10 protein-coding genes are annotated in these 14,912 nt (G+C 47.7%); 5 read left to right on the forward strand and 5 right to left on the reverse strand.

Annotated elements, in window-relative coordinates:
* Positions 1 to 32: 32 nt before the first annotated feature.
* Positions 33 to 1,013 (forward strand): phosphoserine phosphatase SerB, encoded by a 981-nt coding sequence (gene serB, locus MO387_RS02165; RefSeq protein ID WP_107948712.1) that lies wholly within the window; start codon positions 33 to 35, stop codon positions 1,011 to 1,013.
* Between the two features lie 128 nt (positions 1,014 to 1,141).
* Positions 1,142 to 2,137: an alpha/beta hydrolase gene (locus MO387_RS02170; RefSeq protein ID WP_107948710.1), complete on the forward strand. Its 996-nt coding sequence runs from the start codon at positions 1,142 to 1,144 to the stop codon at positions 2,135 to 2,137.
* Here the strand turns inward: MO387_RS02170 and MO387_RS02175 are convergent.
* Entirely contained in the window at positions 2,134 to 4,515 is a 2,382-nt protein-coding gene (locus MO387_RS02175) for a PilZ domain-containing protein (protein ID WP_107948708.1), read from the reverse strand. The two genes, MO387_RS02170 and MO387_RS02175, sit on opposite strands and share 4 nt — an antisense overlap.
* A gap of 100 nt (positions 4,516 to 4,615) precedes the next feature.
* Here MO387_RS02175 and radA point away from each other — a divergent pair, with 100 nt between their 5' ends.
* The gene (gene radA, locus MO387_RS02180; RefSeq protein ID WP_011847501.1) at positions 4,616 to 5,980 is read left to right on the forward strand and encodes a DNA repair protein RadA; all 1,365 of its coding nucleotides are present in this window, start codon (positions 4,616 to 4,618) and stop codon (positions 5,978 to 5,980) included.
* A gap of 131 nt (positions 5,981 to 6,111) precedes the next feature.
* Here radA and MO387_RS02185 read toward each other — a convergent pair whose 3' ends face one another.
* A complete protein-coding gene (locus tag MO387_RS02185) occupies positions 6,112 to 6,483 on the reverse strand; it encodes a PilZ domain-containing protein (RefSeq protein WP_199908745.1) in 372 nt (123 codons plus the stop codon).
* 199 nt (positions 6,484 to 6,682) lie between these two features.
* Between MO387_RS02185 and torR the strand changes: the two genes are divergently transcribed.
* Complete coding sequence (torR, locus tag MO387_RS02190; protein ID WP_107948704.1) at positions 6,683 to 7,393, forward strand: two-component system response regulator TorR; 711 nt, start codon at positions 6,683 to 6,685, stop codon at positions 7,391 to 7,393.
* On the opposite strand, the gene torT is transcribed toward torR, so the two are convergent.
* On the reverse strand, positions 7,390 to 8,469 hold the full coding sequence (gene torT / locus MO387_RS02195) for a TMAO reductase system periplasmic protein TorT (protein WP_199908744.1): 1,080 nt from the start codon (positions 8,467 to 8,469) through the stop codon (positions 7,390 to 7,392). The two genes, torR and torT, sit on opposite strands and share 4 nt — an antisense overlap.
* A gap of 58 nt (positions 8,470 to 8,527) precedes the next feature.
* Between torT and torS the strand changes: the two genes are divergently transcribed.
* Positions 8,528 to 11,620, forward strand: a complete 3,093-nt coding sequence (gene torS, locus MO387_RS02200; RefSeq protein ID WP_107948702.1) for a TMAO reductase system sensor histidine kinase/response regulator TorS — start codon at positions 8,528 to 8,530, stop codon at positions 11,618 to 11,620.
* A 77-nt stretch (positions 11,621 to 11,697) separates the two neighbouring features.
* Here the strand turns inward: torS and torD are convergent, their stop codons facing one another.
* Both torD and torA read right to left on the reverse strand, forming a co-directional pair.
* Positions 11,698 to 12,327 (reverse strand): molecular chaperone TorD, encoded by a 630-nt coding sequence (gene torD, locus MO387_RS02205; protein ID WP_107948700.1) that lies wholly within the window; start codon positions 12,325 to 12,327, stop codon positions 11,698 to 11,700.
* A 91-nt stretch (positions 12,328 to 12,418) separates the two neighbouring features.
* Positions 12,419 to 14,908 carry a trimethylamine-N-oxide reductase TorA gene (gene torA / locus MO387_RS02210; protein WP_107948698.1) on the reverse strand — a complete coding sequence of 830 codons (2,490 nt, stop codon included), beginning with the start codon at positions 14,906 to 14,908 and terminating at the stop codon, positions 12,419 to 12,421.
* Between the last annotated feature and the right edge of the window lie 4 nt (positions 14,909 to 14,912).

Here is a 14,912-nt window from a genome sequence, read left to right on the forward strand (position 1 = left end):
AGTGAGCCCGATAGTTGGAGAATTTAAGTCCGATGGAAAGCTTGAACCAAGATGCGCTTTTTTTGTGGTTAGTCTCTGACCATTCCCCAAGGTTTGAACGCCAAGGGCAAGTGTTTGAACGTTATCAAGAGTCAGCAAACCCCGCTGGTGTTTCGCGTTTGCGGCTTATCTATCAAGATACGTTAGCGCAGGCAGGGATATCGGCCTGGATTGCGGCATTGCCTTCGTCTGACGCTATCGGTATTGCCCATATCGAACGCCAAGTCGGTTTACATTGTATCGAGTTGGCGCTGGTGAATGTGCCTTCTCAGGCACAGTTAGCGGCATTCCCTCAGTCTTTGGCTGAACTGCATATGCTCCATGTTGATTTGCCGCGCTTGAATCATCCCGGCTTATTAGTGATGGACATGGATTCTACGGCGATTCAGATTGAATGCATTGATGAATTAGCGGCTATGGCGGGCGTTGGTGAGCGCGTGGCGGCGATTACTGAACGTGCTATGCAAGGCGAGCTAGATTTTGAACAGAGTCTGCGTCAGCGCGTGGCGCAGCTTAAGGGCGCTGATGCCAGTATTATCACGACTTTGTGCGATAACTTGCCTTTAATGCCAGGGCTTGAGCCCATGCTTTTGGAGCTTAAATCCCATGACTGGCGTTTAGTGGTGGCATCTGGCGGCTTTACGCCTTTTGTGGGTCATTTAAAACAGCTTCTAAGCTTAGATGCGGCCTTTGCTAATGAGTTAGTCATCACTGATGGCAAACTCGCGGGTGAAGTGACGGGTAAAGTCGTGGATGCGCAGTTTAAGGCGGATGTGGTTGAGCGTTGCAGTGAGCAGTGGGGCATTCCAAAAGGTCAAAGTGTCGCTATCGGCGATGGCGCCAATGATATCCCTATGGTGATGGCGGCGGATTTTGGTATTGCTTTCCATGCCAAACCTAAGCTGGCAGCCGCGGCGGATGCCAATATTCGCCACCTCGACCTGCGCGTTTTACCTTATCTGTTGCAAATCTAGGCTATTCATTTATTTGAAATTTGAGCCGAGATGAAAGCCTAAGTCAGGGCTGAGTTAGAGTAATGACTCTTGTCTTTTATTGATGAGCTGGTAGTTTAGGGAGATTGATAAACTACCAGTGACTCATTTTGACTCAGCTCGCTCAAGGCTCAACATCACCCATTTCACAGTCTTCAATCTTTCTGCCGTACCGCGATGGCCAACTGCATCTACGTCAGTTATTACCGTCGGTGCCTGATTTTTCTAAGACGCCTATTCTCATGCTCCATGGCGCCATGTCTAACGGTCGGGTGTTCTATAGCCAAAGTGGCCGTGGCCTAGGTTGTTTTTTGGCTAAGGCGGGATTTGTGGTGTATGTGTTGGATACCGCTGGCAGAGGGCTCAGTTTGCCGAAAATCGATCGTGATTTTACCTTAGGGCAAGGTGAAGTGATCCGCGAGCAATTACCTTTAGTGCAGCAGGCGATTCTCGAGTTACATCAAAAAGCCTGTCAAGAACAGGCGGCTAAGCTTGATTGCAAAATCGTGCCGCCTTCGCAGGTGCATTGGTGCGCCCATTCATGGGGCGGGGTGTTAATGGCGAGCAGTCTGGCCCGTTATCCTGAGTTACAACAAAGTGTTCGTTCATTGCTGACCTTCGGTAGCAAGCGGACGATTCGGGTTAAATCCTTCAAAAAGTGGTTAATGGTTGATGTTTTTTGGAATCGTTTAGCGCCAGGTTTAGCTATGGGCCAAGGTTACCTTGCTGCCGACAAGTTGCGCATCGGTATGGACAATGAAAGCCGCGCCTCATTAGTTCAAAGTATCGATTGGGTGCGAGGAGATTGGCTCGATCACGACGATGGATTTGATTATGCGAAAGCGGCAACATTCGCTAATTGGCCACCAGCTTGGTTTATCTCAGGGCAGAGCGATACTGTGCTTGGGCATCCAGAAGATGTGGCTGATATGGTCGCAGAGTGCGGCTTTAAACGGGTGAAATCAACGCTTCTTTCTAAGGATAATGGTTTTAAACATGATTATGGTCATGCCGATATGCTGACGCATATAGATGCTAGCAGTGATCATTTTCCTAAGATTAGGGATTGGTATTTAAGTTTTGATCTGGCGGTATTAAACAATTAAGACTGTTTTTTATGGATTGCAGGGTATCTTAGTTCAACCTCTTGGGTAATATCTAACAGTTCACCGACACCAATTATCCGCCATAACTGTTCTTCTAATTGTTTAGCTTTATGGTTTGCATGAATATTAATGTATTCCAATTCGCGACGCAGATAACTCATGTCTGGCTTTTCAGTCGCACCTCGGTAAACGCGTAGGGCGAGGAATCGGCCTAACGCTTTGCTCTGATTGATAAAGGTTATCTGAGCATCCACATCACCGACTTCTGTGGCTGAAGTGCATTTCAAAAAGATTTTGCCACGAGATTGACGTATCAACTGGACAAACACTTCAATGAAATCCATATCTTGCTGGGGTTTCATCTGGCGAATAGGTTCGAGGATATCCCGCTTAAAGAATCCATCCTTTAGCAGCGGTGCTAAATTATATTGCAGAGTATCTGACGTGCCAGCGGCAAAAATATCGCTGATCTCATCCTGTTGTGTACCTACGCCTAAACACGCGACTTGAGCCGATTTTGTCGTTTTTTCAACAAAGTAGGGCACAGAATGCAAATCATGCATCAAAATATTTTTTAAACCATCGGCAAGTTCATTCGCTTCACTATTGTTCTCAGTCAGTTGTTCTAACTTTTCCTTATTATGGGCAATCAGTTTATTTAAAAACTCGACCCCCACATGGGGTGTATGGCCCATGACTGCGGTTAAATGCAGTGTTACACCATTCTTACGAGTGCGCACTAAACGGTAAGGGAGATTATCTAACTGTGTTTTACCCGCAATGGTTTGTAGTTTAGGGAAGCTTAACAGTAGCGGTTTATTCGATGAAAACTCTGTCGGATTGTCTAAGGTTAATTGCATGCCACGGCTAGATATATCTAAAGTAATTCCCGTGGCTTTTAGCTTGTCTTGCGTCACGTTGACTAAGGTTTTAAAGGCGAAACGAGCCTCTTGGCGTCGCTCACTAAACTGCATGGAAACTAACTTAATTTGATTGGCGGTTAATCGTTGTTGACCAAAGGTTTTAAGGGCATTGGCATTACTGTTGTCTTGCCAGGCTTTGTAATGCCCTCTGGCATCTTCATTGCTGATATCGATGAGCTGCAGTAAATGACTAAACTGCGATAACTGCTGTTCGACCAGTGGGCTGAATTTAGCCTCATCGCCCGGCAGGGTTGCGCGGCGATAGCCCTTATCATGATAAATTTTATCTTGGGTAACTTTAAAGATCCGCCAGCTAGGTTTGGTCGATGCAAAGCCTAGAAATAAAGGCATCATGCCCTTAGCTTTAAGCTCCGCTAAGGTGGCAGAGTAAAAATATAAGCAGCCTTGGGCATTATAGGTAAAGCTAAAAAATAGCCCGTGGTCGGGATTTTCTGGATGACTCAGCAGTGCCGATATTCGGCTTGGGGTCAGCATGGCTGGTAATTGGCTGATATCATTTTCATCTTGAAAGTAATGCACTATCTGTTGGTTGTCACGGCTGAGCAGCATGTGACTCAAACCTTGGGTTTGAGTATTGAAATACAAAGGCAAGTGGGGCAGGTGAGGTAAATAATGGCGTTCAAATCCGAGTCCTGTTGCACTCACTATCACATCATTGACATCTACCTTGTAACGCAGTTTATAGCCGCGGATTAAATTGCCGAGCATTTCACTTAAGGCTTCGCTGCCACCAAGGCGTTTGAGCCTTAGCCAAATATATTCGCCATTGGTTTGGCTATCGACAATCTGATAATCCACGCCGAGCTGGAGATCGGGATAGTAAAACTCTTCACTGAGTTCCAGTAACTTAACTTTGAGTGGTTGGTCGAGATCGAAGGGATGATTTGCGGCGAGGCGAATACGGGCACCGCCAATAGATAAATCTGCCGTGATCCCAGGTACTTCACCTCGACCGGATTGTGATGCCGCAATGCGAATACTGTAATTCATCCGCTCCTCAGCGCGGTTGAAATAACTGCCCAATACTACGCCTGGCACCATAAAAGGTTCTGGCTCGGCGGCTTCAACCTGAGTCACACCTTGGCGTAATTTTACCCGACGCAGTTGATGGGCATTGAGCACATATTCATACACACCTAAGGTATATTGGTTGCGAAACAGTGACATGGCCTCATGCATACTGCTTTTGGCTGGCTCATCTAAAAAATGTCGCTGTTGACCTAACATGACTTCAGTACAAGGAAGCTCTGATTTATCCCTGAGATCGATAATTCGGGTGCAAGGCGAAGCCAAACGACTCAATTCCATTTTCACAAGAAAACGGGTCGAATTGGTTTCATCTATCGTCAGCTGCTGAAAAATCTCTTGGAAGTTAGGTTCCATGAGTAACGGCTTGAGCTGTTCGATGAGTGCACTATGGTTATCTAAACTCATGTAGGGTTCTTTTTAATGCTTATTTTGTATTGGACTGTTAGTCTTATGTCGGCAGTATTCATCGTTACTTAAATTGATTTTATACAGATTTTAATGAGTTATGGCAAAGAATAAAACAGCGTACGTGTGTAATGAGTGTGGACAAGACTTCCCCCGTTGGCAAGGGCAATGCAGTGCTTGTCAGGAATGGAATACGATTACTGAGGTCAGGCTCGGTGCGGCTTCCCCTGGGCGCAGTACTAAGTTTGTCGGCTATGCCGGCGCGAGCAGTAATGAAGTGAAGACATTAGATCAAATCGATCTCAATGCTATGCCACGAATATTGAGCCATTTCGGGGAGTTAGACCGAGTGCTCGGTGGCGGGATAGTGCCAGGTTCAGCCATTTTGATTGGCGGACATCCTGGTGCGGGTAAGAGTACGCTTTTATTGCAAACCCTGTGTCATCTGGCCGAGCAAATGCCTGCACTGTATGTCACGGGTGAAGAGTCCTTGCAGCAAGTGGCCATGCGTGCCCATCGCCTTGGTTTACCAACCAATAAACTGCGGATGTTATCTGAAACCAGCGTCGAACAAATTTGCGAAGTTGCCCTAAAAGAATTGCCAAAGGTCATAGTGGTCGATTCGATTCAAGTGATGCACATGAGCGATGTGGCATCGAGCCCAGGTAGTGTGTCGCAGGTGCGCGAATCCGCTTCTTACTTAACGCGTTTTGCCAAGGAAAATGGCATTGCCGTGATCATGGTCGGCCATGTGACGAAAGATGGCAGTCTGGCGGGACCTAAGGTATTGGAGCATTGTATCGACTGCTCTGTGATGTTCGAAGGCGATAGTGATAGTCGTTACCGCACCTTGCGTTCCCACAAAAACCGGTTTGGCGCCATCAATGAGTTAGGTGTATTTGCCATGACAGAGCGCGGCTTAAAAGAAGTCGCCAATCCTTCGGCAATTTTCCTTTCCCGTGGTGAAGAAGAATCTTCTGGCTCGCTTGTTATGGTGGTTTGGGAAGGCACGCGGCCGCTACTTGTGGAGCTGCAGGTGCTGGTGGATAACTCGGCCATGTCTAACCCGCGCCGCGTAGCTGTGGGTATGGATGCCAACCGTTTAGCCATGTTGCTTGCCGTGATGCACCGCCACGGCGGTTTACAGATGTCAGATCAGGATGTGTTTGTGAACGTGGTGGGCGGCGTGAAAGTAACGGAAACCAGTGCCGACTTAACGTTACTCTTGGCTATGGTATCGAGTTTTCGCGGGGATATTTTGCCCAGCGATTTAGTTGCCTTTGGTGAAGTGGGGCTATCGGGTGAAATTCGGCCTGTACCCAATGGCCAAGAGCGATTAATCGAAGCCGCTAAACATGGTTTTAAGCGCGCCATCGTGCCTAAGGCCAATGTGCCTAAAAAGCCTCCTGCGGGAATGGAAGTCGTGGGTGTGTCTAAGTTATCCGAAGCGCTAGAAGCGATTTAGTCATTAGGCCGAGTAAAATGAGAGGCTAGCTAAATTTAGGCGCTAGCTGGCATTAAATGCTCCCAAGCGAGATTAATACCAGTAAGCAAAACAGCGCCATTAGGCGCTGTTTGTGTTTGTGAGCGAGTGTCTTAATCTGCGATATTGTGTTTTTCGATAAACAACATAAGTTCGCGATTCAGCAAGGAAGCATCACCTAAGTTCAGCTCCACCATACGTTTTAGGTGGCTGATGCTGTCGACGTCGATGAAGTTACACTTCAAGCCTAATTGGGCATTTTTTTGATGGACCAACTCAGTTTCCATACGGAGCTCAATATCAGATTCGGGCAAGATAAAACTGAGGGTAATAGCATCACCCGAGTGGATAAAATTTTGCGGCTCTTCGACCAGGGCACCATTTAGACTCAAATCGAGAATGGTTGTCTCCCACTGTGCAACACCTTGTTGTAGATGTGCATTCGTGGCAAATAGAATCCGCGAAAACTTGCGCCTTTCGTCCATACCCAATCCTTTTTCTTTCATAGTCTGCTAAGTGTAGTCCCATCAGTGTCCCTAAGCATATGTCATATTGATGTGACTGTAAAAGCAGAGCAATTTTTTGTTCAATAAAGCTACCGAGATCGCATATTTAACCTTTCACTCATATGCAAATATGAAAAAGTATGAATAATTCACGTAAGTAAAATAAGAGAAATTGAAAATGGCTTACAGTGTGCTGGTTGTCGACGATGAAGCGGTTATCCGTGCGCGATTAAAGGGATATTTTGAAAAGGAAGGTTATCGCGTCGTTGAGGCGGCCGATGGCGAGCAAATGTGGTACGAGTTTAATCGCCAACATATCGATTTGATCATGCTAGATATCAATTTGCCCGGTGTCGATGGTTTGAGCCTGACCCGTGAGCTACGCAGCCGCTCCCATGTGGGCATCATTCTGGTCTCTGGGCGGGATGAATCTATCGACAAAATCGTTGGTCTCGAAATGGGCGCCGATGATTATGTGACTAAACCTTTCGAGCTGAGGGAGTTGCTGGTTAGGGTAAAAAACCTTCTGTGGCGGATTTCCCTTGTGAAGCAAGCTGAGTTGGCGATCGCCGAAGAATTATCTCAACCGGACGATGTGATCAGTTTCGAAGGTTATCAACTCGAACTCAACAGCCGCAAATTACGCCATGGCGATGCGTTGATCAAACTCACCAAAGCGGAATTCGAGCTACTGGCAGCATTTGCCCTGCATCCGCAGCAAGTCTTATCCCGCGAGCGTTTAATGCAGCAAACCAGCCACCGTAATCTGGATGTCAATGACAGAACGATCGATGTGATCATACGCCGTCTTCGCAATAAACTCGACACTGAATTGTTTGTCACTATTCATGGCGAAGGCTATTTATTTGCCGCTAAAGTGGACGATTAATACGAGTTAGGTCGCACTTGGTACAGAGGGTAAAAGTCGGCCTCCGCTAGACTGAAATCTAATTGAGACAAAGTGTTAGAGGATGATGTTCGCTTGATGATCGCAGGGCCTATATCGCCAAATGGCTGAGCGCCTTCGAGTTGTTTCACTGTAACATCAATGGCGAGTTTTCCCTGTAATACGACTAGATCATCATTACTGTAGATGACTTTTTCCCGTTTGAGCCCACGCACAATGGCGGGGGATAAGTAACTGCTTACTAGCTTGACTCTGTTACTTAATCCCTTTTGTTTCAAAGTACTAATGGCGGCCTCAATCGCCACTGCGCTGCCGAGAATATAATCTGGCTGCTGAGCTTTAAGCAGCATCTGCAACTGGTCACGATACAAATTGCGATTATTATCGGCGTGCTGAATGGCACTAATCTTGACTTGGCTCCCTTCAAGCGCCTGACGTATACCTTGCTCAACTAAATCAGTGCCACCTAGATTTTCCGGTCCGGCTAGGAGTGCCAAATTTGCCGTTTGTTGCGGATGTTGTGATGTTGCATCGGCTTTGATGAAGTTACCCGCCAGTAGCCCCATTTGATACCAGTTGACGCCAATATGAGTTTTGACTTGGTCGCTATTAAGTTTATTGACTAGGGCTAGCACGGGTTTAGTCAGTGGCGCGGTAAATTGGGCAAGTAAATCAGGGCTGACTGAGCCCAGTAAGATGGCATCATAGTCGCCTTGCATACAGCTTTGCAGCTGAGCCAGTTGCTTATCTATATGGTAATAACTGCCAGCTTCGAAGAGATCGAGTGAGACGCCAAGGGTTTTCGCATGTTGGATCAGTCCATAATCAATGCCAATCCAGTAGGCATCTTTGAGGTGTGGCACTAGGGCACAAATCCGCCAAGGCTGTTGGGCTTTTGTCAGTGGTAAGTAGTTTAATGTTTGGGATTGCTGGATTTTGACATTGAATGGCGTGCGCTGCTCTAATGGCCAAGTGAGGGGTTCACTTGTCGCATAGCCTGAAAACACGAGGCCAAATGTGGCGAGTGTGAGCCATCGTTGCCAATATTTTCGCATCATCCCGTATTATCCGCTAAGCATAATCTTGGGTGGCATTGTAACAGTTTAAGGAAGATGTGTGGCTCCTTTATCTTTATCGCGAACCAGTTTAACCGGTCGATTAATGCTCGCCTTCAGTGTGTTAGGCGTATTGTTGATGCTGCTTGTTAGCTTAGGCAGCTTAAGTCTGCATTGGTTAAAACAGGCCGACAGTTACTTGTACGAAGAGTCACTCCCCGCATCCCAAGCGGCGAGGCAGCTAGTGCAAGCTTCTAATGCTTTGTCCGATGGTGTGCAGCAGTTAGGGCGGGTAGAAGATGAGCGTCAACGGGAGTTTATTGGTCGTAAACTGAGCCTTGAAAGTGTCAATATGTTTAATGGCATCAAAACCTTAACCATATTGGATGTTAACGAAGGCCAAAATCTTAACCAGCTGGCCGAACAAATCATCAGCCAATTAACCTCACTTGGCAAAAGTATGGGTCGGCGTTTGACCATGGGCGATGAACTGCAGCTTAAGGCTCATGAATTGTCCATCGCCGCAGGACATGCCTCCGAATTACTTCAATCTGAGCTCGCCGTGGTGAATTCTGCCATCTTGGCGAAGTTGAGTCAGGCCTATCCTGATATGGCAGGCGCGAAGCGCAGCGGCCGATTACTCGACGATGTGATTGAGGGCGAACTTGATATTCAAGAGCAGCTCAATCGTGCCCTTAAGTTAGTTCATCAAATTGCCTTGTTAAGTCAGTTATTTGAATCCTCCGAATTGCAGTTAGAATTGCAATTAAGTGTGCCGAATTTGCTGGCGACGTTTGCAAGCACGAATCCTTCCCCGAGTTTTACGCTTCCTGAGCCTGAGATGGCGACGGCAATGGAGAGGGCGCTTGCCCATAAGACGGATTCAGTGCCAGCTTCGAGTGACATCAATATCGATTTGATGGCGCTCGATAATGTGCCTGAGATTATTCGCGATCCGGGGCGTTTGCAGGCGTTAAAAACCGAATTAGCAGTGTTGGCGCACACACCGCAAATCATTAAATTGCAGCGGGAATTAAGTCAAACACTGCAGCAGCAACAGCGTCAGCAGCAAGAATTAGCCGAAAAACTCTATGGACTCAATACGCTGGTGGATAGAGCCCTAAATCAACAGCAACAACAGGCAGAATTGGCTCGTAGTGATTATCTACACCAATTGTCCCTTGCTAGGCTTGGGCTTTGGGGCACAGGTGCCTTGATGTTTGTGGTGATAGGCTTTGTGATCTATCGAGTCATTTATCGCGGTATCGCCCTTAGGTTAAATCAGGCGACCGAGGCTATGTCCCGCTTGAGCTTAGGTGACACGAACGTGAGTTTAGAGGCCCACGGTGATGATGAACTGACTGCGATGGCAAATGCTATCGAAGCCTTCAAGCGTAAAACTGCCCATAATCTTAAATTACAGGCTGATTTACGTCAGGTGGCAGATGAGTTGACCGAGCATAAAAAGGCGTTGGAGCAAACCGTTGCTGCCCGTACGCAGGAGCTGGCCGATACCAATAATCGCCTCGATGCCGAAGCCAAGGGCCATGCTAAAGCAAGGCAAATTGCTGAAGAGGCGAGTCAGGCAAAATCCCAATTCCTTGCGACCATGAGCCACGAAATTCGTACGCCTCTCAACGGTTTACTCGGTACATTAACTTTGCTCGGTCACAGTGATCTACCGCCAGCGCAGCAGCAAATGTTAGCGCTATCGCAATATAGCGGCACTTTATTACAAACCGTGTTGAACGACATTTTGGATTTTTCGCGTCTTGAACAAGGGAAACTCAGCCACGAGCCAAGGCCAACCGATATCAATACCTTGCTCGATGAAGTGCTGGCGATCATGGTTGCGGGTGCAAATTTAGCTGGGCTCAGCCTCAAAATGAACAAGCCTAAGTTACCAAGCTGCATCAATATCGATGGGCCTAAGTTGCGCCAAGTATTGTTCAACCTAATCGGCAATGGCATTAAATTTACGCAAGAGGGCTGCGTGACGCTAACTGTTAGTCTGCAAGGCACCCAATTGTCCTTCGTCGTGCAGGACACGGGCGTTGGTATTGTGCCTGCGGCACTTGATAAACTTTTTGTGCCCTACAGTGCTTTACCTAATCAAGGTCGCAGCCGCGGAACTGGGTTAGGGCTCGCTATTTGTAAGCAATTGGTTGAGTTAATGGATGCTAGCGGCCGCGGGATTTGGGTCAAAAGTCAACCAGGAAAAGGCAGTGAGTTTGGTTTTGAACTGGCCTTTAATGAATGCGATATGACCTATGTCAAAGCGGTAACAGAGAGGGTATTAGTGCCTACTCGCCAAGTGCTGGTGGTAGAAGACAATAAAGTGAATGCTATGGTGGCGCAGGGATTTTTAGCGCACTTAGGTCACAAGTCAGTGCTTGCTGTCAGCTGCCTGCAGGCGCTTGAATTTGTCGAGTCTAACGGCTTGGCTTTCGATGCTGTGATGCTGGATATTCAGCTCAGTGATGGCTCTGGAATTGATTTATTGCCGCAGTTAAAAATGTTGATCGCCAATCCTAGTGTGAAGTTTGCCGCCTTTACCGCCCAAATGCAGAGCGAAGATTTACAGCATTATCGCGAGGCGGGATTCGATACTGTTTTGGCTAAGCCTCTGAGTCTACAAACCCTTACTGAATGGCTTGGTGTGGCGGCTTCTCCCTTGTCTGCATCCATTTCATCATCGACCGTTAATGACCAGTTATCTGCGCCGCCTCAAGTCACAACGGAAGCTAAGATTGCAACGACAATAGCGGATGTCGATGATGAGCCGTTATTAGATCTCAAGCAGTTAGCGCAGGATAAGGACGTACTCGGCAGCGAAGCTATGATGTCTATGCTCGATCTTTTTAGTGATTCGAGTCGTGAGCAGCTTGCCAAACTGTCTCTAGCTAATCCCAAGGAAGAGGTAGCCAAATTGCTGCACGGGCTTAAGGGCAGCAGTGCCAGTATGGGATTGATAGCGTTAGCTAAATTATGTAAGGAGTTAGAGCTGGCGCTAAAAGCCAGTGCAAATAAAGACAGTGTAGATAAAGCCAGTGCAAATAACGCGTTGGAGCTTAGTGAATTTCAACGCCTTGAGTCTTGCTGGCAGGCATCCATTGCCGCCTTGAGCCAATGGTTAGCTGCACAAAACGACTGAACTTGCCTGCTCATAAACCCACCTGCTCATCAACCTATTGGATAGCATTAGTCTAAAGATAAGTCGCTCTAGAACGTTTAGCTAATCACCGCCACAGCGGGTTCAAGCTGTGCGATATCTTGCTTCACCCACGCTAAGGTGAGTGTGGCAACGGCACTATAAAAACCGTTTTTGTCGCATTGAGTGAGTTGGTTAATAAATTTTGCTAACCAAGAGTCGACGCAGGTTTGCAAAAAGCTTAATTGGACACTGTCTTCACTGTGACAACATAAGTGCGCCATATAGGCGAGCATCACGGCCAAATGGTCGGCGGGCTCTGGGAAATGACTCTGCACCTGCAGTTTGCTCTGGTGTAAAAATTCACTCATCTGCTGATGTTGCTGACCAAATAGCAGAGGTTCATCTTCACCGCTTAAATACAGGCTAGCATAGGGGGAAGCGCTGTGTTTGGTGCCAACGAGAAATAAGCCGCAGTAATCCGCCGCGAGTTCGAGTAACGTCTCATCATCTTTTATCCCATTGAGCATGCTGCGAATTTTATCCACTGACTGAGTGAAATTAGCCTCTAGGCTAAGCTGTTCCCAGAATTGCTGCGCCGCTTCGCTGGTGAGTTCTTTAAGTCTTTGCTCGTCAACTTCGCGGGCGAACAGTGATGATAACAGCTGATAAACCAAGGCTCTGGCGTGGTTGATATCGACTTGACTCATTGTATATTCCTCAACACGCCCTAGTTTTGGCGCTAAGATTGGATGCTGAAACGCGCCGTGTTCGGCGCATCTCAGCATTTTGGTTCTAAGGTTAGATTTCGACTTCGATAGGACCATCGAAGGAGCTGACCTTAGGCACTTTGCCTTGGTATTTTTCAAACTCGACTAAGCAAGTATAGGCTGAGCAAGCTTGGGCAAGTTTAGAGGTGCCTATGTCTAAAGTGAGGGTGTTAGGATCGCCATAACTACACAGGGCGCCGACTTCAGCCCCACCTTCAGTGCTACCATCTTTACCTACTGGCCCATACCATGCGCCTTCGTGAATCCGCACAATACCAGTAGGGAAGTTGTCCGATACCACAGCACCTGCCAACAGTTGGCCACGGTCGTTAAAGACTCGCACTATATCGCCATCTTTGATGCCGCGCGCTTTTGCGTCGACAGGGCTGATATACACAGGCTCACGGCCATTGACTGCGTAGGTCTCGCGGTATTCTCGCGACTCACACATTTGCGAGTGTAAGCGTTTGTCTGGGTGGCATGACTGCAACCAAATCGGATGCTTGTCAGAGCCAGGACCGCCATGGCTACGCTCGGTTTTCTCCATCCAAGTTGGGTGACCTTTACAGTCATCGTAACCGAATTGATCAATCTTACGGCTAAAGATTTCAATCAAACCTGAAGGCGTGCCTAGTGGATTGATTTCAGGATCGTTTCTAAAGTCTGCATGGCGCGTCCAGACTTCACCGTCACCAAAATGCACATAACCTTGTTTCCAGAAAGTCGCAAAGTCAGGCATCTCAAACTTGCCCGCGTTGGCGGCTTTACATTCGTTATAGAGGGTTTCTAACCACTCCATTTCGCCCATGTTACGGGTGTATTCCTTCTCTTTACCAAGTACGGCGGCAAAGCGAGTGAAGATTTCAAAATCCGACAAGCTATCAAACAGTGGCTCAACCATCTTTTGCATGGCTAAAATACCGCGGTTAGCATAGGCGCCGTACACGTCGATATCGTTGCGCTCATAGGTAGTACAAGCGGGTAGTACGATATCCGAGAAGCGGCAAGTTGCCGTCCAGTTCACATCGACAGTGACCACACACTCAAGCTTATGGAAGGCTTGCTTCATACGGTTTCTGTCTTGGTGATGGTTCCAAGGATTATTACCCGAGAAAATCATCATCTTGATATCGGGGTAAACCACTTTCGAGCCGTTTGCATCAATGGTTTTGCCGGGTTCAAGAATCGCATCAATCCAGCGGGCAACCGGAATCGTGCTGCTCGCGCCCTTGAAGTCTGAGCTATCAAAGAGTGGCTTTTGATTTTCGTCCAAGTTACGGGGGAAAGCACCTGGCGCCGCGGCACCCGATGAAGGCACCCCGATACTCGAGTAGTGATGACCATAGCTGATGCCACCACCGGGTAGCCCGATTTGGCCGATCATGGTCGCCAGTACCGCCGCCATCCAATAGGGTTGTTCGCCGTGTTGCTGGCGCTGGATACACCAACCCATCATGAATTGAGTGCGACCCTTCACTAAGGTTTTGGCTAAATCGCGGATAACATGGGCTTCAACACCACAGATAGGCGCGGCCCACTCTGGGGTTTTGGCGACGCCATCTTTAGTGCCCATCACATAGGGCACAAACTCTTCAAAACCTAAGCTGTAGCCTTGGATAAATTTATCGTCGTAGAGCTTTTTGCTGATCATCTCGTGGGCGATGGCCAGCATTAAAGTCACGTCTGTCTGTGGGTTAACGTAGAGTTGCTCACAGCCTAAATAGGCTTGGGTCTTAGTCACCACAGGGTCGATACTGATGACGCGGATTTTGCCTTGCTTCACTTTCTCTTTTAACTGCGCAAGATAGGCAAAAGACTCGTGGGTTTCCGCATTCCAACCCACTTGCAGGTTCTTATACGGATCGTTCGACCAGAGCACGATAGTGTCGCTGTGTTCTAAGATTAGCGGCCATGAAGTGCCTTGGGCATACACTTCGGTTGAACCTAACACGTAGGGCAGAATCGTTTGGCCTGCACCTGTGGAGTAGTCGCCGATTTTCTTCACATAGTTGCCGTGCATCCCCACAGCACGTTGCATATGACTCGTGCTGGAATGCAGTTGACCCGTGGCGCGCCAACCGGTTTGACCCGCATGCAGACCTGATGGACCGTATTGGGTTTGGACTTCATCTAATGAATGCTTAAACAGTGTTAATGCCTTGTCCCACGTCACGCGAACAAAGCGGAAATCACCCCGTTGATGGGTATTGCTCTTATGACCTTTGAGTAAAAAATCTAAGCGCACCATAGGGTAACGTACACGGGATGGATTGTAGACCATGCCGCGGATGCCGTTAATCATATCCGTTGGATACTTATCTAAGTCGAAGGGTTTCACTTCGGCAATGACGCCGTTTTTACGCTTCATTTTAAAGGCGCCGAAGTGTGAACCTGTGGTTAGCCATTCATCTTCATTGATGCCCGCTTTGGCTAAGGCATTTAAGGGCGCTAACACTGAGCTGCCACCTAAGACAACGAAAGAGGATGAGGCGATACCCTTTAAAAAGTCTCTTCTGTTCATGGTA

Origin of the sequence: Shewanella sp. N2AIL (genome assembly GCF_022690845.1) — a bacterium.
Lineage (GTDB): Bacteria > Pseudomonadota > Gammaproteobacteria > Enterobacterales > Shewanellaceae > Shewanella > Shewanella baltica.